Annotated in this window: 21 protein-coding genes; 13 read left to right on the top strand and 8 right to left on the bottom strand. The window is 72.7% G+C overall.

Going from position 1 to position 26562, the window contains the following annotated elements:
* Positions 1-26: 26 nt before the first annotated feature.
* From AB0J57_RS15005 to AB0J57_RS14995, 3 genes are all read right to left on the bottom strand, one after another.
* Positions 27-1721: an LCP family protein gene (locus AB0J57_RS15005; protein WP_366128554.1), complete on the bottom strand. Its 1695-nt coding sequence runs from the start codon at positions 1719-1721 to the stop codon at positions 27-29.
* Between the two features lie 239 nt (positions 1722-1960).
* Positions 1961-3409 carry an LCP family protein gene (locus tag AB0J57_RS15000; RefSeq protein WP_366128553.1) on the bottom strand — a complete coding sequence of 483 codons (1449 nt, stop codon included), beginning with the start codon at positions 3407-3409 and terminating at the stop codon, positions 1961-1963.
* 72 nt (positions 3410-3481) lie between these two features.
* Positions 3482-4234, bottom strand: coding sequence for a TIGR03089 family protein (locus AB0J57_RS14995; protein ID WP_366128552.1), 753 nt, complete (start codon positions 4232-4234; stop codon positions 3482-3484).
* Positions 4235-4360: 126 nt separating this feature from the next.
* Between AB0J57_RS14995 and AB0J57_RS14990 the strand changes: the two genes are divergently transcribed.
* The 3 genes from AB0J57_RS14990 (at position 4361) to AB0J57_RS14980 (ending at position 8041) form a co-directional block, all read left to right on the top strand.
* Entirely contained in the window at positions 4361-5779 is a 1419-nt protein-coding gene (locus tag AB0J57_RS14990) for an N-acetylmuramoyl-L-alanine amidase (protein ID WP_366128551.1), read from the top strand.
* A 109-nt stretch (positions 5780-5888) separates the two neighbouring features.
* Complete coding sequence (locus tag AB0J57_RS14985) at positions 5889-6971, top strand: NDP-sugar synthase (protein ID WP_366128550.1); 1083 nt, start codon at positions 5889-5891, stop codon at positions 6969-6971.
* Positions 6972-7042: 71 nt separating this feature from the next.
* Positions 7043-8041, top strand: coding sequence for a DNA-3-methyladenine glycosylase 2 family protein (locus AB0J57_RS14980; RefSeq protein WP_366128549.1), 999 nt, complete (start codon positions 7043-7045; stop codon positions 8039-8041).
* Between the two features lie 16 nt (positions 8042-8057).
* On the opposite strand, the gene AB0J57_RS14975 is transcribed toward AB0J57_RS14980, so the two are convergent.
* From AB0J57_RS14975 to AB0J57_RS14965, 3 genes are all read right to left on the bottom strand, one after another.
* On the bottom strand, positions 8058-9356 hold the full coding sequence (locus tag AB0J57_RS14975; RefSeq protein WP_366128548.1) for a coenzyme F420-0:L-glutamate ligase: 1299 nt from the start codon (positions 9354-9356) through the stop codon (positions 8058-8060).
* Complete coding sequence (gene cofD / locus AB0J57_RS14970; RefSeq protein WP_366128546.1) at positions 9353-10309, bottom strand: 2-phospho-L-lactate transferase; 957 nt, start codon at positions 10307-10309, stop codon at positions 9353-9355. Before cofD ends, AB0J57_RS14975 begins: the two co-directional genes overlap by 4 nt.
* A 67-nt stretch (positions 10310-10376) precedes the next feature.
* Positions 10377-10880, bottom strand: a complete 504-nt coding sequence (locus AB0J57_RS14965) for a cupin domain-containing protein (protein ID WP_366128545.1) — start codon at positions 10878-10880, stop codon at positions 10377-10379.
* Positions 10881-11541: 661 nt separating this feature from the next.
* Between AB0J57_RS14965 and AB0J57_RS14960 the strand changes: the two genes are divergently transcribed.
* From AB0J57_RS14960 to AB0J57_RS14950, 3 genes are all read left to right on the top strand, one after another.
* Entirely contained in the window at positions 11542-11805 is a 264-nt protein-coding gene (locus tag AB0J57_RS14960) for a WhiB family transcriptional regulator (RefSeq protein WP_023588371.1), read from the top strand.
* A 586-nt stretch (positions 11806-12391) separates the two neighbouring features.
* Positions 12392-16102 (top strand): glycosyltransferase family 2 protein, encoded by a 3711-nt coding sequence (locus tag AB0J57_RS14955; protein ID WP_366128544.1) that lies wholly within the window; start codon positions 12392-12394, stop codon positions 16100-16102.
* Complete coding sequence (locus tag AB0J57_RS14950; RefSeq protein WP_366128543.1) at positions 16099-17625, top strand: DUF5719 family protein; 1527 nt, start codon at positions 16099-16101, stop codon at positions 17623-17625. Before AB0J57_RS14955 ends, AB0J57_RS14950 begins: the two co-directional genes overlap by 4 nt.
* A gap of 151 nt (positions 17626-17776) precedes the next feature.
* Here the strand turns inward: AB0J57_RS14950 and AB0J57_RS14945 are convergent, their stop codons facing one another.
* Positions 17777-18205, bottom strand: coding sequence for a metallopeptidase family protein (locus AB0J57_RS14945; RefSeq protein WP_366128542.1), 429 nt, complete (start codon positions 18203-18205; stop codon positions 17777-17779).
* Between the two features lie 273 nt (positions 18206-18478).
* Here AB0J57_RS14945 and AB0J57_RS14940 point away from each other — a divergent pair, with 273 nt between their 5' ends.
* The 6 genes from AB0J57_RS14940 (at position 18479) to AB0J57_RS14915 (ending at position 24405) form a co-directional block, all read left to right on the top strand.
* The gene (locus AB0J57_RS14940) at positions 18479-18907 is read left to right on the top strand and encodes a DUF3499 domain-containing protein (RefSeq protein WP_073757778.1); all 429 of its coding nucleotides are present in this window, start codon (positions 18479-18481) and stop codon (positions 18905-18907) included.
* 99 nt (positions 18908-19006) lie between these two features.
* On the top strand, positions 19007-20389 hold the full coding sequence (locus AB0J57_RS14935; protein WP_366129079.1) for a phosphomannomutase/phosphoglucomutase: 1383 nt from the start codon (positions 19007-19009) through the stop codon (positions 20387-20389).
* A 341-nt stretch (positions 20390-20730) separates the two neighbouring features.
* Entirely contained in the window at positions 20731-20913 is a 183-nt protein-coding gene (locus AB0J57_RS14930) for a Trm112 family protein (protein ID WP_366128541.1), read from the top strand.
* An 83-nt stretch (positions 20914-20996) separates the two neighbouring features.
* A complete protein-coding gene (locus AB0J57_RS14925) occupies positions 20997-22154 on the top strand; it encodes an SIS domain-containing protein (RefSeq protein WP_366128540.1) in 1158 nt (385 codons plus the stop codon).
* 52 nt (positions 22155-22206) lie between these two features.
* Complete coding sequence (manA, locus tag AB0J57_RS14920) at positions 22207-23373, top strand: mannose-6-phosphate isomerase, class I (protein WP_366128539.1); 1167 nt, start codon at positions 22207-22209, stop codon at positions 23371-23373.
* 96 nt (positions 23374-23469) lie between these two features.
* The gene (locus tag AB0J57_RS14915) at positions 23470-24405 is read left to right on the top strand and encodes a cation transporter (protein ID WP_366128538.1); all 936 of its coding nucleotides are present in this window, start codon (positions 23470-23472) and stop codon (positions 24403-24405) included.
* Between the two features lie 76 nt (positions 24406-24481).
* On the opposite strand, the gene lepB is transcribed toward AB0J57_RS14915, so the two are convergent.
* Positions 24482-25072 carry a signal peptidase I gene (gene lepB, locus AB0J57_RS14910; RefSeq protein WP_366128537.1) on the bottom strand — a complete coding sequence of 197 codons (591 nt, stop codon included), beginning with the start codon at positions 25070-25072 and terminating at the stop codon, positions 24482-24484.
* 384 nt (positions 25073-25456) lie between these two features.
* On the opposite strand from lepB, the gene AB0J57_RS14905 reads away from it, so the two are divergent.
* Positions 25457-26562: adenosylhomocysteinase (locus AB0J57_RS14905; RefSeq protein ID WP_366128536.1), on the top strand; the 1106-nt coding region annotated here is incomplete at its 3' end.

Genomic DNA, 26562 nt, shown 5'->3' with positions numbered 1-26562 from the left:
GTGATGCACCCCCCCATGAACTCAGGTCACTGGGCGCACACCTTCTTGTCGGCCTCGACCTTGTCCAGGTCCGCCGGTGGCTTCTTCGGCCCGGTGATGGGCACCCCGGCCCCCTTGAAGTCGGCCCCGAGCGTGAGCACCATCGGCACCTGCTCCCCGGCGTCCGCCGTTCCGGGCTTGAGGCCGGACGCGGGCAGCCCCAGCATGTCGGCGAGCGCACGGGCCTGGTCGGCCTGGTTCGGCGCGTATTCGAGGGTCGTCTTCGCGAGCTTCTTCGGGGCGTTGCTCTTGTTCGACGCCTTCAGCACGCCCTTGTCGTTCTGGAGCCAGTTGAGCGTCGCCTGCGCGGCACCGACGGTGTCGCTGCCGTTGTAGACGTCGACGCGCACGTCGGAGGGCTTGGCCCTGGTGCCCTTGAGCAGTGCGTCCTGCTTGCTCTTGGCGGCCTTCTCCTTCTGCTTCACCTCGGTGAAGGAGACGTCGTGCTGGAGCATGCTGAAGACCTGGGGGGCCTTGACGGGATCCAGGACGACGGTCGCCTTGATCTCCTCGTTCGGGTTGTCTATCACCGGGATCGTCGTAAAGGTGATGTTCTTGAGATTGATCCCGCCGATCTCCTCGGCGAGGGCGGTGAGTTTCGGGATGTCGCCTATTCCCTTGTCCACCGTGAGCGCCTTGGTCGCCGCGTCCGCGAGGTCGAGCATCCGCTTGGGATTGCCCAGGGTGTCGTCCTTCATCTTGCGGATCATCGAGGCGACGAACTGCTGCTGCATTTTGATGCGGTCCAGGTCGCTCTCGTTCCCGAGACCGTGCCGGTTCCTGAGGAAGGCGAGAGCCTGCTCGCCTTCGAGGACGTGCGTCCCCTCGGACAGGTCGAGTTGGGAGTAGCCCTTGTCCTTGATCGGCTTGGTGAGGCAGACCTCCACGCCGCCGATCGCGGTGGTCAGCGTCTTCACCGCGTTGAAGTCGGCCATCATGAAGTGGTCGATCGGGACGCCCGTGATCTGCTTGACCGTGCGCATGGTGCAGCCCGGGTCGCGGCCCTTCACACCGAAGCTTTCGTTGAACTTCGTGTACGGCGTGCCGGGAATGACCTTGGTCGAGCCGTCCGGCTGTTTCGTGGGGCAGTCCGGGATATCGGTCTTCAGATCTCGCGGGATGCTGATGGCCGTGGCGTTGGTGCGGTCCTCCGACACATGGAAGAGGAACGTCGTGTCGGCGTGACCGGTTGAGTTCTGCCGGTCCCCGTAGCCCTCGTTGCCCTTGCCCGTGCGTTTGTCGGAGCCGATGAGGAGGATGTTGATCGGGCCGTCCTTGAGAGCGCCGCCATTGGCCGCGTCACCCACGTCGACGGTGTTGATATTGCCGTTGAGGCGGTCATAGATCACATAGGCACTGATGGAGGCGCCCACGACGACGACACCCATGACGCCGGCGGTCCACAGGAGTGCCTTCTTCTTGCGCGACTTCTTCTGCTTGCGCTTGCGGCGGCCGGCGGCCGGGGCGCTGGTGCCGCGACGGCTGCGCTGCCCGGGGACGGAGCGGGGCGGAGTGGCTGTCGTACGCGATTCGGAGGCGGAGGCGCTGCGCGGCCGGCCGACCTTGGACTGCTGCTGTGTGGATTCCTGCAGTCGCAGTTCGTAGTTGCCTGTGTCCGGGTTGAGCACCCACTGGTCTGCGGGGTCGATGTTGTCCACCCGCCCACGGCCTTGCGCATCCACGGTTGTTTGAGTCCTCCGTCGGTGCCACTCGAGGCGTCTCCCTCCCCGGAGGGAGACGCTCGGTTCGGGGATCCGGTTGTGCGACCTCATGGCCGGGGACCACCGGATCGCGTCACACTATCCGCCCAGTTCAGCGTGGTGCGACGTCCGTGACAAATTCCACGAGCCTTACAAGGGGAAAATGGGTGCAATCCGCCTGGCCGGTCGCCCGTTCCTTGGGCAGGGCTTTACTCGCCGCGCTATCGGCAGGTGCGGACGGCGGCATTCGTGCCCGCGAAAGTCGGCGTCGAGGAAGGGCTCGTGCCCCTCTTGCGCCTGCTCGACTCCCCGCTGCCGGTCTCGTTCTGCCCGTCGCCGGGAACGACGACGACGGGTTCGTCGTCGCGCAGGCGCTTGAACAAGCTGTTCGCACGGGGCTGCACGAGTTCGTCCCGGTTCGGGTTGTCACGGTAGGGACGTCGGGGAATGGTCAGGAACTGCACCTTTTCGGTCGGTACGCTGCGCATCGCGCGCGACAAGTCGTACAAGTCCTTCAACGAGTCCAGGCCCGGGTCGGTCGTGACGGACTTGGTGGCCGCGTCGAGCACCGGATAGAGCCGCGTCGGGTTGAGCAGCACCCCATTGCTCTGCACCTTGTTGACCAGCGCGCCGAGGAACTGCTGCTGGCGGTCCATGCGTTCGGTGTCGCTGCCGTTGCCCAGCGACTTGCGGGCCCGTACGTAACCGAGGGCCTGGTCGCCGTTGAGCGTCCGGGCGCCGGCCTTCAGGTTCACCCGCGCGTCCGGGTCGTCGATGGGCTCCCGCACACACACGCGTACGCCGCCGACCGCGTCCACCATGTCCTTGAAGCCCCGGAAGTCGATCACCACGTGGTGGTCGACGCGGATGCCGGTCAGCTTCTCCAGCGTACGGACCGTGCAGGCCGTACCGCCGCGCTCGAACGCCCAGTTGAACTGGGCGAACTGCGGGCTGGTGCGGGAGCCGTCCCGCTTGCGGCAGCTCGGGATCCACACCATGAGGTCGCGCGGCACGGACACCGCCGTCGCGCTCCGCCCGTGGGCGGCCAGGTGCAGCAGGATCGTCGTGTCGGAGCGCTGGGTGCCCTTGTCCCGGCCGTACTGGGCGTTGCCGCTGCCGGCGCGGGTGTCCGAACCGATCAGCAGGATGTTCCGCGCGCCGCGCACCAGGGCGCTGGGGCGCTCCCTCTCGTACCGCTCCAGCTCTTCGGCGGCGGAGAGGTCGGTGGTGATGTTCTCGTCGAGCTTCTTGTACAGCCACCATCCGACTCCGGCCGCCGCGAGCACGACCACCGCGCCGACAAAGGCGATGGCCCGCAGGCCGCGCGGCCGGAACCGGGTGCGCCTGGGGGTGGCGGGCCCGGCCGGCACGGCCACCGGCCGGGGGGCCGGCTCCGCGGGGCGCGCCGTCCGCTGCCGGCGCTTCTTGCCGCCCTTGCCGCTGTTCCTGCCGGCGCCCTTGCCGGCGCTCTTGCCGCCCCCCGTGCCGCCGCCCGTGGGCGTGCGGCCCTTGCCGGCCGCCCCTTGGTCCGACGGGGCGTCACCGGCTGGGGTGCCCGGACCGGACGCCCCTGCTGGGCGGTCCGGCTCCGGGGGTGTACCAGCGCTGTCCGTCACGTCGTCCGTCCGTCCTTCACACGAGGGGCCTGCACACGGGTGTGTGCCGATCATCCATCGCGGACGGCCCCGAACCCCGGGGGACTCGGCACGCCGTGCGCCGGACGGGTGGACTTCCGTCGCCGGTCACACCAGCGTGCTGGTGATCCGCTCGCTCTCGACCCGCTTCGCGAGCCCCTCCGGCGACAGTTGGTCCAGGTTCCGGCACAGGACGACGGACGCCCCCGCAGCCAGCGGCGCGTACAGGCCCGCCGACAACCCCTCCCACGTGTCGTACGGCAGCGCCGACAGCAGCCGCGCCCCACCCGCGAGGCCCAGCCGCCGGGCGTCCGCGCGCGCCCGGTCCACGACCTCGGCGCCGCTCAGCTCCGTCCCGCCCACGGTCAGCGCCGGGGCGGCCGGGTCCACGGGGGCGTAGGGGACGAAGACGTCGGCCATCGACGGGACCTCCACGGCGTAGTCGTCGTACCCGGCCGGCGGCGTGGGGAAGCGGCGCCCCAGCGGTGCCAGGGACAGCGCGACGCGGCCGCCCGAGCAGGCGAGGCCGTCGTCGAGCCGGTCCGGCCCGGCGACCACGTGGTCCGCGTCGGCGGGGTCGCCGCCGAGGTCGGCGACGACGCCCACCGAGGAGCAGGCGACCAGCCACACGGCGGTCTGCCAGTGCGCCGGCAGCAGCAGCGCGAGTCGGTCGCCGGGCTCGGCGGACAGGGCGTCCTGGATGAGGTTGGCCGTCTTGGCCACCCAATTGGCGAAGGTGGCCACCGACAATTCGACGCGTTCACCGGTTGCGTCGTCGTAGTAGGTGATCAAGGGGCGTGCCTGGTCCGCCTTGAGCGCGGATACGAGCAGGTCGGCGGGGGTACGGTCGCTGGCATTCACGCGCGCCAGGGTACGCGCGCGGGTCGGGCGGGGTCCGCCGTACCGGTGACGGGGTCCACCGGTCGGACCGATGGACCGTCAGATTCCCGACGGGCGTACCGCGTCGGGCTTGTCCAGGATCGCCTCATGCGTGCCTACCTTGCATCCTCGATCGGCGTTGCGTGCGCCGCGGCCCTCGTGCTCCCGCTCGCGCTCCCCGCGAGCGCCGCCCCCGCTGCCCCTGCCCTGTCCGGTACCTCCGCCGGCCCCGCCGGTGAGGTGGCGGTCCCCGGCTCCACCCAGTCCCTGCCGCTCGTGGCCCTCCCCTCCGAGCGGGCGGCCGGTGCCGCGCAGCAGGGGCTGACCCGACGGGACGTCCGGCCGTTCTCGCTGGTCGGCGTCGTCTGGGACGACCCGGAGGACGAGCTCCACGGCTCGGTCCAGGTCCGTACCCGTGCCACCGGGACCAGCACGTGGTCCGGCTGGCAGTCCGTCGAGACCCACAACCACCACCACGCCGCCGACCCCGGCACGCCCGAACGCGACTCGGGCACCGTCCGCGGTTCCACCGCCCCGCTGTGGGTCGGAGCCTCCGACGGCGTCGAGGTGCGCGTACGGGCCGAGGCCCCGCGCTCGGGCGGCACCCCCGCGACGCTGCCGCGCGGTATGCGCATCGAACTCGTCGACCCCGGCGACGAGCCCAGCAGCGAGCCCGCCCGCGAGCCCGCCAGTGAGGACACCGCTCAGGGCCCCGAGATCCCCGAGGGCAACGACACCGGCACCACCACCGGCCAGGCCCCCGCCCCGGCACCGGTGCTGACCCCCGAGGAGTCGGCCGCCTCCGCCGTGAACGCCGAACTCGTGCCGCTCGGCGCGACCGAGATCCCCGAACTGTCCAAGGCCGAGACGGACGCGGCGTTCGCCGACCAGTTCGGCGACGAGGCCATGGCCTCGAAGCCGTACATCGGTCCCCGCCCGCGCATCATCACCCGCAAGGGATGGGGCGCCGACGAGCGGCTGCGCGAACGCAACTTCGTCTACACCAAGTCCGTCCAGGCGGCCTTCCTGCACCACAGCGCCACCGGCAACAACTACACCTGCAAGCAGGTCCCATCCGTTCTGCGCAGTATCTACCGCTACCACGTCAAGAGCAGCGGCTGGCGTGACTTCGGCTACAACTTCGCCGTCGACAAGTGCGGAAACATCTACGAAGGCCGTGCGGGAGGCGTGGCCAAGGCGGTGCTGGGCGCGCACACCCGCGGCTTCAACAGCAACAGCATGGGCATCGCGGTCCTCGGCACGTACAGTCAGTCCACCCCGCCCAAGGCGGCGGTGACCGCCGTCGCACGGCTGACGGCATGGAAGCTCGGCCTGTACGGAAAGGATCCCCGGGGGAAGACCACCCTGACCTCAGGTGGTGGAAACCGGTACAAGAAGGGCGCGAAGGTCAAACTGAACGTCATCTCCGGGCACCGGGACGGCTTCTTGACCGACTGCCCGGGCTCACGGCTCTACGGCAAGCTCGGCACGGCCCGGAAAGCGTCGGCCAAGTACCAGGGCCGGTGACGACGACCGGGGCGGCTGTACCGAACGGTCTGCATACACTGTCCGGTCGTATCGGTCATATGACCGATGTGGCCCATCGACCGGACCCAGCAGGAAGCAGAGACGACAGGTGACAGAAGCGATCCTCCTGGTCGGTGGCAAGGGCACCCGGCTGCGTCCGATGACGGTCAACACGCCCAAGCCCATGGTTCCGGCGGCGGGCGTCCCGTTCCTCACGCACCAACTGGCCCGCGCCCGGGCGGCGGGCGTCGAGCACATCGTGCTGGCGACCTCGTACCTCGCCGAGGTGTTCGAGCCGTACTTCGGCGACGGGTCGTCGCTCGGCCTGCACATCGAGTACGTCACCGAGAAGGAGCCCCTGGGCACGGGCGGCGCCATCCGCAACGTCGCCTCGCGCCTGCACTCGGGACCGGACGAGCCGGTCCTGATCTTCAACGGGGACATCCTGACCGGCCTGGACATCCGGGCCCTGGTGGACACCCACGAGACGTCCGGCGCGGACGTCTCGCTCCACCTCACCCGCGTCGAGGACCCGCGCGCGTTCGGCCTCGTCCCGACCGATGCCACCGGACGGGTCACGGCCTTCCTGGAGAAGCCGCAGACGCCCGAGGAGATCGTCACCGACCAGATCAACGCGGGCGCGTACGTCTTCCGCCGGTCCGTCATCGACACCATCCCGGCGGGCCGCCCCGTCTCGGTCGAACGCGAGACGTTCCCCGACCTGCTCGCGACCGGCGCCCACCTCCAGGGCATGGTCGACTCCACGTACTGGCTGGACCTGGGCACCCCGCAGGCGTTCGTGCGCGGCTCCGCCGACCTCGTGCTCGGCCGCGCCCCGTCCCCGGCGGTGCCCGGCCGGCGCGGCGACCGGCTCGTCCTCGACGGCGCCTCCGTCGCCCGGGACGCCAAGCTCACGGGCGGTACGGTCATCGGCGCCGGCGCGACGGTCGGCGAGGGCGCCCGGGTGGACGGCAGCACGGTCCTGGACGGCGCGGTCGTCGAGGCCGGCGCGGTGATCACCGACTCGCTGATCGGCGAGGGCGCCCGGGTGGGCGCGCGGACGATCCTGCACGGCGCGGTGATCGGCGACCGTGCGCAGGTCGGCGCGGACAACGAACTGCGCGACGGCGTACGCGTCTGGTGCGGGGCCCGGCTGCCGGACGGGGCCGTGCGCTTCTCGTCGGACCAGTGACCACGCCGGGTCTACCCTCATAGGGACCCCGGGACCCCACCGGGGACCCCGACCGTGAGGACCGTACCGACGTGGCAGGCCGTTACGCCCCGCGCCCGACCCGCACCACCGTGCGCGGCGGCCATGTCGCCCTGCCCGCCCAGGCTTCCGGCCCAGGGGCCGTAGCGCCACTCACGCGCACCTGGTCACCGCCGTACCCGCTGGACCTGGGGCTCGCCCTGGGCCCGCTGCGGCGCGGCCCGGGCGACCCCACGTTCCGGACGGCGCCCGACGGGTCGGTGTGGCGGGCCACCCGCACCCCGGCGGGCCCCGGCACGCTGAGGGTCGCGGGGCGCGGCGGCTCCGTCGAGGCGGAGGCGTGGGGCGAGGGCGCGGAGTGGCTCCTGGACCGGCTCCCGGCGCTGCTGGGCGCGGAGGACGACCCGTCGGCGTTCACCCCGCACCACCGGCTGCTGGCCGTGACCGAGCGGCGCCGCCCGGGGCTGCGGCTGACCAGGACCGGGCTCGTCATGGAGTCGCTGATCCCCTCGATCCTGGAGCAGAAGGTCACGACGGACGAGGCGTACCGGGCGTGGCGGCTGCTCGTCACCAGGTTCGGCGAGCCCGCGCCGGGCCCGCACGACCGCCTGTACGTCATGCCGGAGCCGCGTACGTGGGCGCTGATCCCGTCCTGGGAGTGGCACCGCGCGGGCGTCGACGACAAGCGCGCCGCCACGATCCTCCGCGCGGTCCGGGTGGCCCGCCGCCTGGAGGAGGCCGCGGCGATGGACCCGGTGGACGCCCGGCGGCGGCTGGAGCTCATCCCGGGCATCGGCCCCTGGACGTCCGCCGAAACGGTCCAGCGCAGCAACGGCGCCCCCGACGCGGTCACCACCGGCGACTACCACCTGCCGAGCATCGTCGGCTACGCCCTGGCCGGCCGCCGGGACGCCGACGACGAGGAGATGCTGGAGCTCCTCGCCCCCTACACGGGCCAGCGCCACCGCGCCGCCCGCCTCATCCTCCTCAGCGGCCACACCCCACCCCGCCGCGGCCCCCGCTTCACCCCGGGCAACATCGCGGCGCTCTAGGTCGTCTCCGGGGGCGTCACCGCACCTCGACGAACCCCTCCACGTCCCGCGCCGCCCGCGGCCCCGGTACCCGCGCCGGGCGGCCGACCGCCACCGCGCCCATCGGGTCCCAGTCGTCCGGCAGCCCCAGCACGTCCCGTACGACGTCCCGGCAGAACATCGTGGACGACACCCACGCCGACCCCAGCCGCTCACCGGCCAGCGCGACGAGGAAGTTCTGCACGCCCGCCCCGGCCGCGACGACGAACATCTCCCGCTCCGCCCCGTCCCGCCGCGCGTCCCCGTAGCGGTGCGAGCCGTCCATCACCAGGCACGGCACCACCAGGTACGGCGCGCGGCGCAGGACGTCGCCGCGGCGCACCCGGCGGGCGATGGCGTCCTCGCCCAGGCCGTCGGCCCGCAGGTCGGCGACCCACGCGTCCCGCATCGCGTCCAGCAGCCGCACCCGCGATTCCTCCGACTCCAGCAGCACGAACCGCCACGGCGTCGTGTGGTGCGGCGCGGGCGCCGTCAGGGCGGCGGCCACCGCCCGCCGCACCGCGCCCGGGTCCACGGGGTCGTCCGTGAACTCCCGCACCGTGCGCCGCAGCGTGACCGCCTCCCGCACGGCCTCGGACGTCCCGAGCCGGAACATGTCGTCCGCCGCGTCCCGCACCAGCGCCCGCGCGCCCTCCGACCCCTCTTCGACGAGGTGCGCGAGGCCCCGCACGACCGCGACCGGCAGCCCCGCCGCCTTGCCCTTCACCAGGTCACCGGCGGCGGCCAGCTCGTCCGCGCCGGCGACCACGGTGGCCACCAGCGGGTTGCCGTACGCGTCGGTGCCGCCGCGCAGGTCGTCCAGCACCCGGACCCCCGCCGCGCCGATCGCCACATCGGTGACCCCGCTGCGCCACGGCCGCCCGGAGGTGTCGGTGACGATGACGCCGACGTCCACACCGAGGGCGTCCCGCAGCCCCTCGCGGATGGCCCGCGCGGACGCGTCCGGGTCCTCCGGCAGCAGCAGCACCGTGCCCGCCGGGGTGTTCGACGCGTCGACCCCGGCCGCCGCCATGACCAGGCCCTGCCGGTTCTGGACGATGCGGAGGGTGCCGCGCCGGGCCACCACCCGTACCGTCTCGGCGTCGATGGCCGCCTCGCGGTCGTCCGCCGCGACGATCCGCCCCTCCGCCTTGCTGACGACCTTGGATGTGACGAGCAGCACGTCGCCGTCCACGAGCCCCGGTTCGGTGGCCGCGATCAGCTTGGCGAGGTCGTCGCCCGGCCGCACCTCGGGCAGCCCGGGCAGGGCCCACACCCGGTAGGAGGGGGCCGTCACGCGCGTACCTCCTCGGCGAGGGCGAGTGCCTCGCGCGCCATCGCCGCCGTGGCGTCCACGTCCGTCATCATCAGCGGCACTGCCCGGCACCGGATGCCGGCCGCCTCCACCTCGCCGACCGTGCCCGCGTCGGCGGTGTCGACCAGCCAGCCGTCGAGCAGCCCGGAGCCGTAGTGCTGGGCGACCGCCGCGGCCGTGGACTCGACGCCCACGGCCGCGAGCACCTTGTCGGCCATGCCCCGCACCGGCGCGTTCCCGACGATGGGGGAGAGGCCCACGACCGGCACGCCCGCGTCGGCGATCGCCTCGCGGATGCCGGGGACGGCGAGGATGGTGCCGATGGAGACCACCGGGTTGGACGGCGGGAAGAGCACCACATCGGCCTCGCCGATCGCCTCCAGCACGCCGGGCGCCGGCTTGGCCTGCTCGGCGCCGACCGGCACGACGGCCTGCGCGTCCACCGAGGCGCGCAGCTTCACCCAGTACTCCTGGAAGTGGACGGCCTTGCGCTCGCCCTCGACCTCGATGGCGACGTGCGTCTCGACGCGGTCGTCGGACATCGGCAGCAGCCGCACGCCCGGCTTCCACCGGGCGCACAGCGCCTCGGTGACGGCACTCAGCGGGTAGCCGGCGCCCATCATCTGCGTACGGACGATGTGGGTGGCGAAGTCGCGGTCGCCGAGCCCGAACCACTCGGGTCCCACTCCGTACGCGGCGAGTTCGCTCTTGACGGTGAAGGTCTCGTCCGCGCGCCCCCAGCCCTGCTCCTCGTTGATGCCACCGCCCAGGGTGTACATCACCGTGTCGAGGTCGGGGCAGACCTTCAGCCCGAACAGATGGATGTCATCACCGGTGTTGCCGATGACCGTGATGTCCGCGTCGGGCGCGGCCTGCTTGAGGCCGCGCAGAAAACGGGCACCGCCGATGCCGCCGGCCAGAACCACAATGCGCATGGGGCACAGTCTGTCAGCCGAAGGCTGATCGTTTGAGGGGTGGTGGGCGGGGCGACGGGCGGGCCTGTCAGGCGACTACGACATCCCGGGTCTCCGGGGCGGAGCAGGTGGTGCCGTGCATCGGCATGTCGGTCAGCCCCGGGTAGTAGACGTGCAGGCTGACGGCCGGTTCGAGCGAATCGTTGACCACATCGTGCGCGTACCCCGGCGCGAAGACGCGCTGCGCGCCGGCGGTGAGCGACCGCGCGCCCTTTTCCGTACGTTCCGTCAGTTCCCCCTCGAGAACGGTCAGTACGCCGGAGGAGCCGCCGTGATCATGCATACCCGTGCCCTGACCGGGCACCCAGGACAGCAGCCACACCTCGTACCCGGGCCCGGTGCGCAGCCGGTGGTACCAGCGGGTGGTGGCGTCGTACTCGACGAGGTGCGCCCACTGCGCCCGGTCGGCGGCGACGGACCGGGCGAGCCCGGCGAAGTCGGCCACGGTGGACGGGTGCTCCTTGGCGGGCTGGAGCAGGTGCTGTACGGCGAGGATGTCGCCGGCGATCTGGAGGTCGCTGTCGCTGTTCATGGAGTGCGGGGGTTCCTCGGGAGAAACGGATCCGGAACGTCCGGAAACCGGAGGCGGAAAACAGACGCTGGAGGAGGCTGGAGCGCTACGGCATCAACAGCAGGAACAGCGACAGCAACAGAGCGGCTGAAGAGCCGGGGCAGCGCTGCGGGACCCACGGGCGTGGGTCGCGAGGAGCGCTGTGGTTGCTGGCATGCCATCAAAGGTGACCGGCTGGATTACGTCTGTCAACCCAATGCCCGATTTGGCGGCAATGTTTCACCTCATCCGGTTACTCCGTCCGGAGAAAGGTTTGTGCTGGCGAGGGCCAGGACACATGGCGCAGCAACCGCCCGCGCAAACGTCGTCGCGCTCTCGTGACCTGACTGTGATCCGGGTCGCTTCACCGGCTCGACCGCAACAAGATCGAAGCGGCGAACGTCCTCCCTTGAAGAGGTGGTGAAAGGGAGGGTGCGGGCAGGGCGGCGGCATGTGTCTCATTTTTGCTGATTTGAACACTTTCCGCATAGCCTTGGTTCCGCAGAGTGAATACCAGGCCCAATAGCAGATCCCGGCTTGACTGGCCCGGAGCACCACACTTGTAATTTCACTCGTGTCGTTCGGCCGAAAAATTCGACAAACGGCCACATCACGGGGACGCAAAGACCGACGAGGGGCGCACATGACCGAGTTGTTCCAGGAACTGCTGGTCGAGGACGCGGATGAGGAACTCGGCTGGCAGGAGCGCGCGTTGTGCGCCCAGACGGATCCGGAGTCCTTCTTCCCCGAGAAGGGCGGATCCACTCGCGAGGCCAAGAAGGTCTGCCTCGCCTGCGAAGTCCGTTCGGAATGCCTCGAGTACGCGCTCGCCAATGACGAAAGATTCGGAATCTGGGGCGGCCTGTCGGAGCGCGAGCGCCGCCGCCTCAAGAAGGCCGCGGTCTGACCGACCACCGGGCGCGGCCCACCGATCGCGGGACCCCGGCACCACTGCCGGGTGCGCGGGCATCCACCTGCCGCAGCAGCCCTCTACACGCCACCCACATCCCGCACCCGCCGACGGCGCAGGCGGGGCCGTGCAGGGTCGTCCCCGCAGAGCTTGGGGGGAGGCAAGGGGCGGGCTCCCTTACGAGAGACCCAAGGCCGCCGGCCTTGAGGAGTCGAGCCCGGAGGGGCCACGCCCCCACCCGCCGCTCAGGCGCCGCCCCGGGCCGGCCGCGCGCACGCACCGCCTGGGCACCGAGCCCAGCCGACCCACCGGGCCGCACCGCACCGCACCCGCCGCCGCCCCGGCAGCCCGACGCGCAAGCGACCGCGCCCGTAAGTCGACCGCGTCCGTAAGTCGACCGCGCCGGTCATCCACGCACGCCGAGTGGCCAAAGCGTGCACACGTGTACGTAAAGAACGGTCCGCCGACCGTGCTCTGTCCACAGGCGGCGGACCCCTGTCCTGCCAGCCATTAGTGTGGGCCTCCGTCCGAGACGCTCCAACGCCCCCCGCGGGCGACCCCCGGCCGGAGGGCCCGTAACCCGATGTCCGCCACCACGCAGCAGCCCGAGTTCCCGCGGCACGTCGTCACCGCCGTGCTCGTCTCCCACGACGGCGCCCGGTGGCTGCCGGACGTCCTCGCCGGGCTGCTCGGTCAGGAACGCCCCGTACAGAACGTCATCGCCGCCGACACCGGCAGCGCCGACGACTCCGCGCGGCTGGTCGCCGAGGCCATCGGCGACGACCGGGTGCTGCACCTCGCACGCCGTACGGGCTTCGGCGCCGCCGTCGACGAGGCGGCCCGCACCGCGCCCGTCCTCGGCCCCGAGGAGTTGCCGTACCTGAAGCGGCCCAGCGGCTGGGACCCGGTCAGCCGGACGTGGAACGACGACGCCTACGACATGCCGGACCTGCCGCACGGCGAGCCCGTCCAGTGGCTCTGGCTGCTCCACGACGACGCCGCGCCCGAGCCCGGCGCCCTCGCCGAGCTGCTCCGGGTCGCGGACGGCGACGCGTACGCGGCGATCGTCGGACCCAAGCTGCGCGGCTGGTACGACCGCAAGCAGCTCCTCGAAGTGGGCGTGTCCATCGCCAACAGCGGCCGCCGCTGGACCGGCCTGGACCGGCGCGAGCAGGACCAGGGCCAGCACGACCAGGTCAGGCCGGTGCTGTCCGTCTCCAGCGCAGGCATGCTCATCCGCCGTGACGTCTTCGAGGAGCTGGGCGGCTTCGACCGGCGCCTGCCCCTGATGCGCGACGACGTCGACCTGTGCTGGCGTGCCCACTCCGCCGGCCACCGGGTCCTCGTCGCGCCCGACGCCGTCCTCCGCCACGCCGAGGCCTCCGCACGCGAGCGGCGCACCGTCGACTGCGCGGGCCGCTCCGTCGCCAGCCCCCACCGCGTCGACAAGGCGGGTGCCGTCTACACGCTGCTCGCCAACGCGCGCGGCATCGCCTTCCCGTGGGTCCTGCTCCGTCTCGTCGTCGGCACCCTCCTCCGTACGCTCGCCTATCTCGTCGGCAAGGTGCCCGGCCAGGCCGTGGACGAAGTCATGGGCCTGTTCGGCACGTTGCTGCGGCCGGAGCGGATCATCGCGGCCCGCCGCAGAAGAAGCCGAAGGGCCGTCGAAGCGTCCGAACTGCGGCCGCTGTTCCCGCCGCCCGGCGCGACCGTGCGCGCCACGGTCGAGCAGGTCATGTCCAACTTCGGCGGCACGGACGCCGATTCGGGCGGCTCGCGCCACGGCGCGGTCGAGTCGGGCCCCGGCGGGGACGACGCCGACTTCCTGGAGATCGAGCAGTTCGCCCGGCTCAAGAAGATCGCCCGCAAGCCGGGCCCGGTCCTCTTCGTCCTGCTGCTGGTCGCCTCCGTGGTGGCCTGCCGCGGCCTGTTCGGCGGCGGCTCCCTCGCGGGCGGCGCGCTGCTGCCCGTCCCCGACGGAGTCGGGGAGCTGTGGGGGCGGTACGCGGACGCCTGGCATCCCCTCGGCACCGGCGGGACGCAGACCGCCCCGCCGTACCTGGCGGTCCTCGCCGCCCTCTCCGCCGTGTTCCTCGGCTCCACCGGCCTCGCGCTCACCGTGCTGCTGGTCTGCTCGGTGCCGCTGGCCGGTTTCACCGCGTACTTCGCCTCCCGCCCCCTGGTCCAGTCGCGGCTGCTGCGCGCCTGGGGAGCCGTCGCGTACGCCTTCCTGCCCGCCGTGACCGGGGCGCTGGCGACCGGGCGGCTCGGCACGGCCGTCCTGGCCGTCCTGCTGCCGCTGATCGCCCGGGCCGCCGTCGCGGCGCACGGACTGCGCCTGCGCGGGGAGGCACGCGGTAGCTGGCGTGCCACCTGGGCGTACGCCTTCCTGCTCACCTTCACGATGGCGTTCACGCCCGTCGTCTGGCCGCTCGCGGTCGCGCTCGGGCTGGCGGTGCTGGTGCTGCGGCGCGGCGACATCGTCGCGTACGGGCTGCGCTTCCTGGCCGCCGTGGGCACACCGCTGCTGCTGCTCGCGCCCTGGTCGCTGACGCTGCTGTCCGACCCGTCCGCCTTCTTCAGGGAGGCCGGGACGGAGTTCGGTACGGGCGCGGCGTCCCCGCTCGACCTGCTCGGCGTCTCGCCGGGCGGCCCCAGGACCGTCGGCGGGCTCGTCCTGATCGGCCTGGTCCTGGCGGCGCTCGCGGCCCTGCTGCGCGCCGAGCGGCAGTTCGCGATCCGCGCGGCGTGGGTGGTGGCCGTCGTCGCGCTCGTCTTCGCGGTGCTCCTCAACGGCGCGGGCAGCGGCCCGGGCGATGGCTCCGGCTGGGCCGGGCCCGCCACCCTCGTGTACGGCATCGCGCTGCTGGCCGCCGGCATGCTCGGCGCGGAGGGCGGCCGTACCCGCGTCGCCTCCCAGAGCTTCGGCTGGCGCCAGCCCGTCGCCGTGCTGATCGCGCTCGCCGCCGCCGCCGGGCCGGTCGTCTCCGCGGCCAACTGGACGATCGGCGGCGCGGCCGGCCCCCTGGAGCGGCGCGACCCGGTCCAGGTGCCCGCGTTCGTCGCCGAGGAGAGCGACACCCGGGACCAGCCGCGCACCCTGGTGCTGGGCGGCACCTCCACCGCCGAGGTGCCGTACACCCTGGTCCGTGGCTCGGGCGCCCGCCTCGGGGACGCCGAACTGACCGCGGCGGGCGGCGGCGACCCGCGCCTCGACAAGGTCGTGGCCAACCTGGTCGCCGGCTCCGGCGCGGACCAGACGGACCAGCTCAGCGGCTTCGCCATCCGGTACGTCCTCGTACGGGACGGCGCGCCGCGCCAGATGAGCCGCGTCCTGGACGCCACGCCGGGGCTCACCCGGCTCAGCCAGTTGGACGGCAGCGCCCTGTGGCGGGTGGACCGGCAGGTCGCGCGGGCCACCATCGTCCCGGGCGGCGACGGCAAGGGCGAACGGCTGCCGGTGGCCGCCGGTCCCGTCGAGGCGCACACCGAGATCCCGGCGGGCGGCCCCGGCCGCGTGCTGCGCATCGCGGACCGCGCGGACGACGGCTGGCTGGCCACGATCGACGGACGGCCGCTGAAGAAGACGGTCGTCGACGGCTGGGCGCAGGGCTTCGAGCTGCCCGCCGAAGGCGGGCGCCTGGACCTGACGTACGAGGACTCCTTCGGCCACACCGCCTGGCTCTGGACGCAGTCCTTCCTGGCCGTCGTCCTCCTCGTGCTGGCCCTGCCCGGGCGGCGCCGGGACGTGGACGACGACCTGCCGGACGACGAGCCCGTCGTGACCCCCGAGGACCTGGCGGGCGACGGCCGCCGGGCGCGCCGGCTCCGGGCGGCGGCCGCCGCCGAAGCGTCGGAGGCGGGGGACACGGAGACGGCTTCCGACACCGGGCCGAACCCCGCCGCCGGACCCGTACCGGACACCGACCCGTACGCGCACCCGGACGTGCCGCGGCAGCCCGCCTACGGCGAGTGGGACGGCGGCCATACGTACGCCGCCCACCCGGCCGCCCAGCAGCAGTACCAGGCCGACCCGTACGAGCAGTACCCGCAGTCCTACGAGCAGTACCAGCAGCCGCAGCCCTACGAGCAGGGCGGATACGAGCAGGGCGCTCAGCCGCAGGGTGCTCACGAGCAGGGCGGATACGAGCAGGGCCAGTACGACCCGCAGTACCAGCAGCAGTACCAGCAGTACCCGCCGGGGCAGTACGAGCCGCAGCACTACGGCTACGAGGGCTACGAGGGCTACGAGTACGACAACGAGCAGCGTCCCGACGGGAGCAGCAACCAGTGAACCGGACCACCCTCTCCCTCGCCGCCGCCGTCACCGCCCTCGCCGCGGTCACCGGTTTCGCCGCCCTGACCACCCCCGACGGCGACGCCGGTACGCCGACGGCCCTCCCGGCCTCTGTCCGGCTCCCCGTCGAGCGCTCCAGCCTGCTGTGCCCCGCCCCGAGCAACTCCGAGGTCGCCGAGACGGTGTACACGTCGTTCACCCCGGCCGGAGAGGGAAAGGGCAGCGGGCAAGCCGAGCTGAAGCCGTCCGCCGCCACGGCGGACGAGACGACGGCGGACCCCAAGAAGACGAACACCCCGAAGAAGGCACCGGCCGCCGACAAGCCCGTCCTCACCCTGACCCAGCCCGGCAAGCCGGTCTCCGCCGAGGCGGACGGCGGCGACGCGCCCGCCCTGGTCGGTTCGGCCTCCGGACCGCTCGCCCCCGGCTGGACCACCCAGCAGACCACCAAGGTCCCGGCGGGCGGAGGGCGCGGCCTGCTCGGCGTGAGCTGCACCGCGCCCGACACCGACTTCTGGTTCCCCGGCGCCTCGACCGCCAAGCAGCGCGCGGACTACGTGCATCTGACCAACCCCGACGACACGGCCACCGTCGTCGACATCGAGCTGCACGGTCCGCAAGGCCCCCTGAAGTCGCAGCTCACCGAGGGCATCACGGTCCCGGCGCGGTCCAGCGTGCCGGTGCTGCTGTCCACCCTGACGACCGACCCGGCCGCCGAGGACGTCACGGTCCACGTCACCACCCGCAGCGGGCGGGTCGGCGCGGTGGTGCGCTCCGCCGACGAGAAGCTCGGCAGCGACTGGCTGCCCGCGTCCGTCGACCCGGTCGGCACGCTGGTCCTGCCCGGCATCCCGGCCGACGCCACGTCCGTACGGCTGGTGGCGTACGCGCCGGGCGAGGACGACGCCGACCTGAAGATCCAGCTCGCGAGCCCGACCGGCACGATCACCCCGGCCGCGGCCGAGAGCCTGCACGTCAAGTCGGGGATGACCGCGGCCGTCGACCTCAAGGACGTCACGCGCGGCGAGGCCGGGTCGCTGCTGTTGTCCCCGGCGCAGAAGGGCAGGGCCACGCCGGTGGTCGCGGCGCTGCGGGTGGTACGCGGCAAGGGCGACGACCAGGAGGCGGCGTTCATCCCGGCGACCGGTCCGGTGGGGGAGCGGGCGACCGCCGCCGACAACCGGGCCAAGGGCACCACCCTGTCGCTGACCGCACCCGGCGAGACCGCGGAGGTCCGGGTCACCGCGTCGGCGGGCACCGAGGGCGGGACGCCGGCGACGAAGACGTACACGGTCAAGGGCGGTACGACACTGGCGGTCACACCGCCGGTCCCGGCCGGGCTGAAGGGCTCGTACGCGCTGACCGTCGAGACGCTCTCGGGCGGCCCGGTCCACGCGGCCCGCACGCTGGCCGAGCCGGACGACGGCATCCCGATGTTCACGGTGCAGACGCTCGCCGACGACCGGGGCACGGTGGAGGTCCCGGAGGCGCGACAGGACCTGTCGGTGCTCGTCGACTAGCGACTAGCGGCGACCAGCGGCGACCAGCGGTTCCCCGGGAACCGGCTGGGAGCCCGTGGCTCTCGGCCCCCAGCCGGGGGCCGACCAGCGGCGACCAGCGGTTCCCCGGGAACCGGCTGGGCGCCCGCGGCTCTCGGCCCCCAGCCGGGGGTCAGTCCTGTCCGTACCGGGGGTCGACCGACTCGGGGGACAGCCCGAGCAGCTCGGCGACCTGCTCGACCACGACCTCGTGGACGAGCAGGGCACGCTCGTCGCGGTTCTTGGCCCGCAGCTCGACCGGCCGCCGGTAGACGATGACCCGCGCGGGCCGGTCGCGGCCGGCCGGGACCGAGACGCCGAGCGGCACGGACTCGTCGGAGGCCACGGGAACCTCCAGGACGAGGAAGTCGACGTCGGCGAGCTGCGGCCAGCGCCGCTCCAGCCGCTCCACCGAGTCCTGCACCAGATCGCGGAAGGTGTCCGCGCGGGTGGCGGAGAGCGGTACCTGGGGCGGGGCGACGGGCCCGCGCATGCCGCGGCCGTGGCGGTCTCGGCGGCGCGGCCGGGGCTCGGCCGGGCGGGGCGGTACGGGACTGTCCATCACTGAGGCAGGGTAGCTCTCCCCGGCGTATGACGATCGTGCCGCGCGCCACGCCGAGGGCATGTCGTTAATTGAGCATTCCGGCCATGCTTCGGCTCGATTCGGTGCCGGGAGTGGACCGGTCGGCTCGCCAGGATTGACCGGATTCGTTCGGGGTGGTGTTCGGCGCCTCGACCGCCGGCGCCCCCGCCCCACACCTTCCGCGCAGGTCAGTCGAGGCGTTCCCGGGGGCCCTGTGCGGGACGTCACACCGCGACACGGGCGAGTGACCTGGTGGAGAGTCGTCGCGGCCCGCTCAAGAGTGCGGTACCGTCCAACGTCGTGAGCCCTGTACGTCGCTGTTCGCGCACCGCGTGCGGCCGCCCTGCCGTCGCGACACTGACGTACGTCTATGCCGACTCGACTGCGGTCCTCGGCCCGCTCGCCACCTACGCCGAGCCCCACTGCTACGACCTGTGCGCCGAGCACAGCGAGCGCCTGACCGCGCCGCGCGGCTGGGAGGTCGTCCGGCTCTCCGACGGCTCCGCGCCGGCCCGCCCCAGCGGTGACGATCTCGAAGCGCTCGCCAACGCCGTACGGGAAGCGGCCCGCCCCCAGGAGCGCGCCGCGCAGGCCGGCGGCAAGCCCGGCGGCCGTGCCGGGGACCCGGTGGAGGTCGGTCGCCGCGGGCACCTGCGGGTGCTGCGCTCTCCCGACTCCTGACCTCACGCCCCCTACGGGTAGTTTGTGTGCTCCACCGCGGGTGGACACACAGGGCGTGCAGGAGGGTGCGGGGAAGTGGAAGCTGACCAGTCTCGTGATCTGGCTCGGGATCAGTCCCATGATCTGTCGGGGATCGTGAAGGCGTACGACGTCCGCGGAGTGGTGCCGGACCAGTGGGACGAGCCGCTGGCGGAGCTCTTCGGCGCGGCGTTCGTCGAGGTGACCGGCGCCGAGGCCATCGTGGTGGGCCACGACATGCGCCCCTCGTCGCCCGGCCTGTCCGGCGCGTTCGCCCGGGGCGCGGCGCGGCGCGGCGCGGACGTCACGCTGATCGGCCTGTGCTCCACGGACCAGCTCTACTTCGCGTCGGGGCGCCTGGGGCTGCCGGGCGCGATGTTCACGGCGTCGCACAACCCGGCCCAGTACAACGGCATCAAGATGTGCCGCGCGGGCGCGGCGCCCGTCGGCCAGGACACGGGCCTCGCGGACATCCGGGCGCTCGTGGAGAAGTGGCTGGAGACCGGCGCCCCCGAGGCGGCGGCCACCCCCGGCGAGCTGACCGAGCGGGACACGCTCACCGACTACGCCGCCCACCTGAAGACCCTCGTGGACCTCACCTCCATCCGGCCGCTCAAGGTCGTGGTCGACGCGGGCAACGGCATGGGCGGCCACACGGTCCCCACCGTGTTCGACGGCCTGCCGCTGGACCTGGTCCCGATGTACTTCGAGCTGGACGGCACGTTCCCCAACCACGAGGCCAACCCGCTCGACCCGGCCAACCTCGTGGACCTCCAGCAGCGGGTGCGGGCCGAGGGCGCGGACCTGGGCCTGGCGTTCGACGGCGACGCCGACCGGTGCTTCGTGGTGGACGAGAAGGGCGACCCGGTGTCCCCGTCCGCGGTCACGGCGCTCGTGGCGGCGCGCGAGCTGGCCAGGAACGGCGGTACGGGGACGATCATCCACAACCTGATCACGTCGTGGTCCGTCCCCGAGGTCGTCCGCGAGAACGGCGGGACACCGGTGCGCACGCGGGTCGGCCACTCCTTCATCAAGGAGGAGATGGCCCGTACCGGCGCGATCTTCGGCGGCGAGCACTCCGCGCACTACTACTTCCGCGACTTCTGGAACGCCGACACCGGCATGCTGGCCGCCCTCCACGTCCTCGCGGCCCTGGGCGGCCAGACCGGGCCCCTGTCCCGGCTGGTCTCCTCGTACGACCGCTACTCCGGCTCGGGAGAGATCAACTCCACGGTCGCCGACCAGCCCGGCCGCACGGCGGCGGTCCGCGAGGCGTTCGCCTCCCGCGACGGGGTCACGACCGACGACCTCGACGGCCTCACGGTCACGGGCCCCGACTGGTGGTTCAACCTCCGCCCGTCCAACACGGAACCGCTGCTGCGCCTGAACGTCGAGGCCCGCGACGAACCGACGATGACCGCCCTCCGCGACGAGGTCCTCGCCCTCGTCCGCACCACCGCCTGACCCGCCCCGCCGCCGGCCGGGCCCGACACCGACGGGCCCGGCCGGCGTTCCGGTGCCTGGCCGGCCGCCATCCCACCCGCCCCCGCAACATTGCGTGGCGGAAGCCCCCCACCCCGGCGCCCCCGTCCCGCCGCCCTCCACGCCCAACCGCCCCCCCACCCCACCCCGGCAGGCTCGCCCGGGACCGGCTCCCCGGGGACAAGACCCCGCCCCCGCCAAAGCCACATCCCCGGCCCCCCGGCGGTAGGCTGACGTGGCCCGATGCGCACACACCAGCACACCGAGCAGTGCGCCCACAGCCCACCAGACCCGAGACCCGCACCCCCGAAGGGACCGCCCCCATGCCGCTCGAAGCCGGCCTTCTGGAGATCCTCGCCTGCCCGGCCTGCCACGCCCCGCTCAGCGACCGCACGGCAGCCGAGAACCCGGAGCTGATCTGCACCGGCAAGGACTGCGGCCTGGCGTACCCCGTACGGGACGGCATCCCGGTCCTCCTCGTGGACGAGGCCCGCCGCCCCGCCTGACGGCGCACCCGCGAAGGGCGCCGCACACCCCGGCGCCGCGCCGAACCGCACCCACCCAGCACGGCGATCGGAGGCCCCACCTCATGCTCGACGAGACGCTGCTCGACGACCCGGACGCCCTGGCCCGAGTCGACCGCCGCGGTCTCCTCCGCGGGGCCGCCGAAGCCGGCGCGCGCGTACGCACGGCCGCCCGCCACGCCGCCGAAGCCGGCGTCACCGAGCTGAACCCCGAAGGCCGCCCCCGCGCCATCCTCATCGCCGGCCCCGGCACCGCCGCCGCCTGCGTCGCCGACCTGGTGGCCACGCTGGCCGGCGCGTCCGCGCCCGTCGCCCGCCTGCACTCCACCGGCGTGGCAGCCGCCGCGGGCGCCCTCCGCTGGACGCTCCCGGGCTGGGCCGGCTCCGTGGACCTGCTCCTGATCACCACCGCCGACGGCAGCGAACCCGGCCTCGCCCTCCTCGCCGAACAGGCCTACCGCCGTGGCATCACCGTCGTCGCCGTCGCACCCCAGCGCTCCCCGCTCGCCGAGGCCGTCGGGGATACGCACGGCCTCGTCGTCCCGATGGCCACCGCTCCCCACGAGCTGACCGACGAGGAGTCACAGTCGGCGAGCCCTGCCGCCCTGTGGGCCCTGTTCACCCCGCTCCTCGCGCTGCTCGACCGCGTCGGCCTCGTCACCGCGCCGGCCGACGCCCTCCAGAAGGTCGCCGACCGCCTCGACCGCACGGCCGAACGCTGCGGCCCGGCCGTCGCCACGTACAGCAACCCCGCCAAGACCCTCGCCGCCGAACTCGCCGACACGCTCCCGCTGATCTGGACCGAGGGGCTCGCCGCCGCCCCGATCGGCCGCCGGTTCGCCACCGTGCTGGCCGAGCTGGCCGGCCGTCCGGCCTTCGCGGCGGAGCTCCCGGAGGCGCTCGCGGCCCACGGAACCCTCCTGGCGGGCGACTTCGCGGCCGGCGCGGACCCCGAGGACTTCTTCCGCGACCGCGTCGAGGAGGCGCAAGCCCTGCACGCCCGCGTCGTACTGCTCCGCGACCGCCCGGTCGGCGGCCTCACCGCCGCGCCCGCCGCCCGCGAGCTCGCGCTCAGCCACGACACCACCATCAGCGAACTCGAACCCGAGAACGGTACGGCCGACGACGGCACGGCCGACCTCGCGGCGTTCGCGGAGCTCCTCGCGGTGACCGACTTCGCGGCCGTCTACCTGGCGCTGGCGTCCCGCCGCACCCCCACCTGACCCGCCCGCCCTCCCCCCACCGCAAGGCCCAAGACGCAAGGAAAGACGACGCATGGACCGCCTCTCCAACACCGTCCGCCCGTACGCCTGGGGCTCCACGACGGCCATCCCGGAACTGCTCGGCGCCGTCCCCACCGGCGAGCCGCAGGCCGAGATGTGGATGGGCGCCCACCCTGGCGCCCCCTCCCGCGTCACCCGCGCCGGACAGCCGGAGCAACCGCTCTCCGCCCTGATCGAGGCCGACCCGGAACGCGAACTCGGCCCCGCCACCGTCGCGAAGTTCGGCCCACGCCTGCCGTTCCTCCTCAAGATCCTCGCGGCCGCCGCCCCCCTCTCCCTCCAGGTCCACCCGAACCTCACCCAGGCCCAGGAAGGACACGCCGCCGAGGAACGCGCCGGCATCCCCATCGACGCTCCCCACCGCAACTACAAGGACGCCAACCACAAGCCCGAACTGATCTGCGCCCTCACCCCCTTCGAGGGCTTCTGCGGGTTCCGCGCCCCCGACCGGACCGCCGACCTCCTCGCCGCGCTGGACGTCGACTCCCTCAAGCCGTACGTCGACCTCCTCCACGCCCACCCCGAGGACGCCGCCCTCCGCGAGGTCCTCACCGCAGTCCTGTCCGCGGACCCCACCGAGATGGCGGCCACCGTCACCGAGACCGCCGCCGCCTGCGACCGTCTCGGCGGCGCCCACGCCCCGTACGCCGTCCTCGCGCACCACTTCCCCGGCGACCCCGGAGTCCTCGCCGCCATGCTGCTCAACCACGTCCGGCTCCAGCCCGGCGAGGCGCTCTACCTCGGCGCCGGCGTCCCGCACGCGTACCTCGGCGGCCTCGGCGTGGAGATCATGGCGAACTCCGACAACGTCCTGCGCTGCGGACTGACCCCCAAGCACGTCGACGTCCCCGAACTCCTCCGGGTGGTCCGCTTCGAGGCGAACGACCCGGGCATCCTCCGCCCCGAAGCCTCACCCTCCGGCGAAGAGGTGTATGAAACCCCCGTCGACGAGTTCCGCCTCTCCCGTTACGTACGGCCCGAAGGCACCGGCCCCGTCGACATCACCGCCGCCACTCCCCAGATCGTCCTCGCCACCTCCGGCACGCCCCGGGCGAACGACCTGTCCCTCACGCCCGGTCAGTCCGTCTTCATCCCCGCGGGCGAAAAGGCCGAACTGTCCGGTACCGGCACGGTCTTCCGCGCCACAGTGGTGGCCTGACGCACCGCCCGCCTCCGCTGCTGCAACAATGTGCCGCCGTACGAACCACCCCCCACACCCCAGCAGCCGGCAGCATCAGGAAGGACACCCGCACGCATGAGCGCGTCAGGCGGAACCAAGGCGATCGTGGCGGCGCTCGCCGCGAACCTCGCTATCGCGGTGGCCAAATTCGTGGCGTTCCTCTTCAGTGGTTCGTCCTCGATGCTCGCCGAGAGCGTGCACTCGCTCGCCGACTCCGGCAACCAGGGCCTGCTGCTCGTCGGCGGCAAGAAGGCCAAGCGCGAGGCCACGCCCCAGCACCCCTTCGGCTACGGCCGTGAGCGTTACATCTACGCCTTCCTCGTCTCGATCGTCCTCTTCTCCGTCGGTGGCATGTTCGCCATCTACGAGGGCTACGAGAAGATCAAGCACCCGCACGAGATCGAGGCCTGGTACTGGCCGGTCGGCGTGCTCGTCTTCGCGATCATCGCCGAGACCTTCTCCTTCCGTACGGCCATCAAGGAATCCAACGAGGTCCGCGGCAGCCTCTCCTGGAAGGAGTTCGTACGCCGCGCCAAGGCGCCCGAGCTCCCGGTCGTCCTCCTGGAGGACCTCGGCGCGCTGGTCGGTCTGATCCTGGCGCTCGTCGGCGTCAGCCTGGCCATCGCCACCGGCAACGGCGTCTGGGACGGCATCGGCACCCTCTGCATCGGTGTCCTGCTCATCCTCATCGCGATCGTCCTGGCCGCCGAGACCAAGTCCCTGCTGCTCGGCGAGGCCGCCGGCATCGACGAGGTCAAGAAGATCGAAGAGGCGCTCGTCGACAACGAGACCGTCACCGGCATCATCCACATGCGTACGCTGCACCTCGGCCCCGAGGAGCTGCTGGTCGCCGCGAAGATCGCCGTCCGGCACGAGGACACGGCCACCGAGATCGCCGCGGCCATCGACGCCGCCGAGGAGCGCATCCGTACCGCCGTACCGATCGCCCGGGTGATCTACCTGGAGCCCGACATCCACCGGGACACCAAGCCCGCCGCCCCCGCCCAGTGACGGGGCAGAGGTGACAAGGCCCCCGCCCGCGCGCAGCGGACGGGGGCCTTCCTCATGCCTGGGCTCACACCTGGGCTCACACCCGGCCGTGCGGCGCGGGCCGGCGCCCGGTCAGCCACCCCGCGAGCCCCAGCCCGCCGCCGACCAGCAGGGCGATGCCACCGGCGACCGCCCCCACGCCCAGCAGCACCGGAACCGTGCCGCTGTCCAGCACCCGCTCGCTCACCGCCGCCACCGGCACCGTCCCGCCGGGACTGTCGTCCGCGAAGTAGCGCGAGTCCCGGGAGTTCCCCCGGTCGTCCCCGAGCGTGAACAGCCGCCCCTCCGGCACCGTCACGTCGTACCGCATCCCGTCCCCGACCGGATCACCGCCCCGCACGTACGGCTCGGACAGCGGCTCCCCGTTCAGCGTCACCGTCTCGCCGTCACAGACCACCCGGTCGCCGCCGACCCCGATGACGCGCTGCATTACCGGCAGGTCCCCGTACCGCTCCGGCATGCGGTAGAGGACCACATCCCCCCGCCGCACCTCCGAGGGCCCGACCTTCTCGGCAAAGAGCCGACTGCCCCGGCCGTACGTCGGTTCCATCGACGTCGAGGCGACCGTGTGCCCCGCGTACCCGCCCACGAAGCCCACCCCGCACCCCACGAGCAACAACACCCCCACCGGAACCAGCATCCAACCGGCGATCCGCAACCCACGCCCCGGTCTCATCCCCACCTCGCCCCACCCCTTCGTCCGACGGGCTGCCCGTACGCGCCCGAGGGACCCATGATCGGCCCCGCCCCCTCCCGCCCCGCGCGGCCCCCCGCTGCCGGGATACGGCCGGATCCCGGCCCCGGGCGGACTGTGGGTCGCCGAAGCGATCGGTGTAGATTCGTGACCAGAGTCAGACGTCGCTGCTGATGGCGGTCGGGCGGTCCGCGACGGACCGGCCGAGGGAGAGAGGGCCTCCGACGACTGCACTGCGGGTACCGGGCATCCTTGTGTCCAGTTGCCTCGCAGAGCCAGCCGTACCCACCCTCGACCCAACACGAGGAGCAGCTCGAAATGACGACTGTCGACAACCGACAGGACTTCAAGGTCGCCGATCTCTCCCTGGCCGAGTTCGGCCGCAAGGAGATCACCCTCGCCGAGCACGAGATGCCCGGCCTGATGGCGATCCGCAAGGAGTACGCCGAGGCCCAGCCGCTCGCCGGCGCCCGCATCACCGGCTCGCTGCACATGACGGTGCAGACCGCCGTCCTGATCGAGACCCTGGTCGCCCTCGGCGCCGAGGTCCGCTGGGCGTCCTGCAACATCTTCTCCACCCAGGACCACGCCGCCGCCGCCATCGCGGTCGGCCCGAACGGCACCCCGGACAACCCTCAGGGCGTCCCGGTCTTCGCCTGGAAGGGCGAAACCCTGGAGGAGTACTGGTGGTGCACCGAGCAGGCCCTGACCTGGCCGAACACGCCCACCGGCGGCCCGAACATGATCCTGGACGACGGTGGTGACGCCACCCTCCTCGTCCACAAGGGCGTCGAGTTCGAGAAGGCCGGCGAGGCCCCGGACCCCTCCACCGCGGACAGCGAGGAGTACGGCCACATCCTCCGTCTCCTCAACCGCACCCTGACCGAGAACCCCCAGAAGTGGACCCTCCTCGCCTCCGAGATCCGTGGCGTCACGGAGGAGACCACGACGGGCGTCCACCGTCTGTACGAGATGCACCGTGACGGCACGCTGCTGTTCCCGGCGATCAACGTGAACGACGCCGTGACCAAGTCGAAGTTCGACAACAAGTACGGCTGCCGCCACTCGCTGGTCGACGGCATCAACCGCGCCACCGACGTCCTCATCGGCGGCAAGGTCGCCGTGGTCTGCGGCTACGGCGATGTCGGCAAGGGCTGCGCCGAGTCGCTGCGCGGCCAGGGCGCCCGCGTGATCATCACCGAGATCGACCCGATCTGCGCGCTCCAGGCGGCGATGGACGGCTACCAGGTCACCACCCTCGACGACGTCGTCGAGACCGCCGACATCTTCATCACCACGACCGGCAACAAGGACATCATCATGGCCTCGGACATGGCCAGGATGAAGCACCAGGCGATCGTGGGGAACATCGGCCACTTCGACAACGAGATCGACATGGCCGGCCTGGCCAAGATCCCGGGCAT

It is taken from the genome of Streptomyces sp. NPDC049837 (assembly GCF_040674455.1).
Classification (GTDB): Bacteria; Actinomycetota; Actinomycetes; order Streptomycetales; family Streptomycetaceae; genus Streptomyces.
Note: the sequence above shows the minus strand (reverse complement) of the source record. Positions and strands in the feature narration are given on the sequence as shown.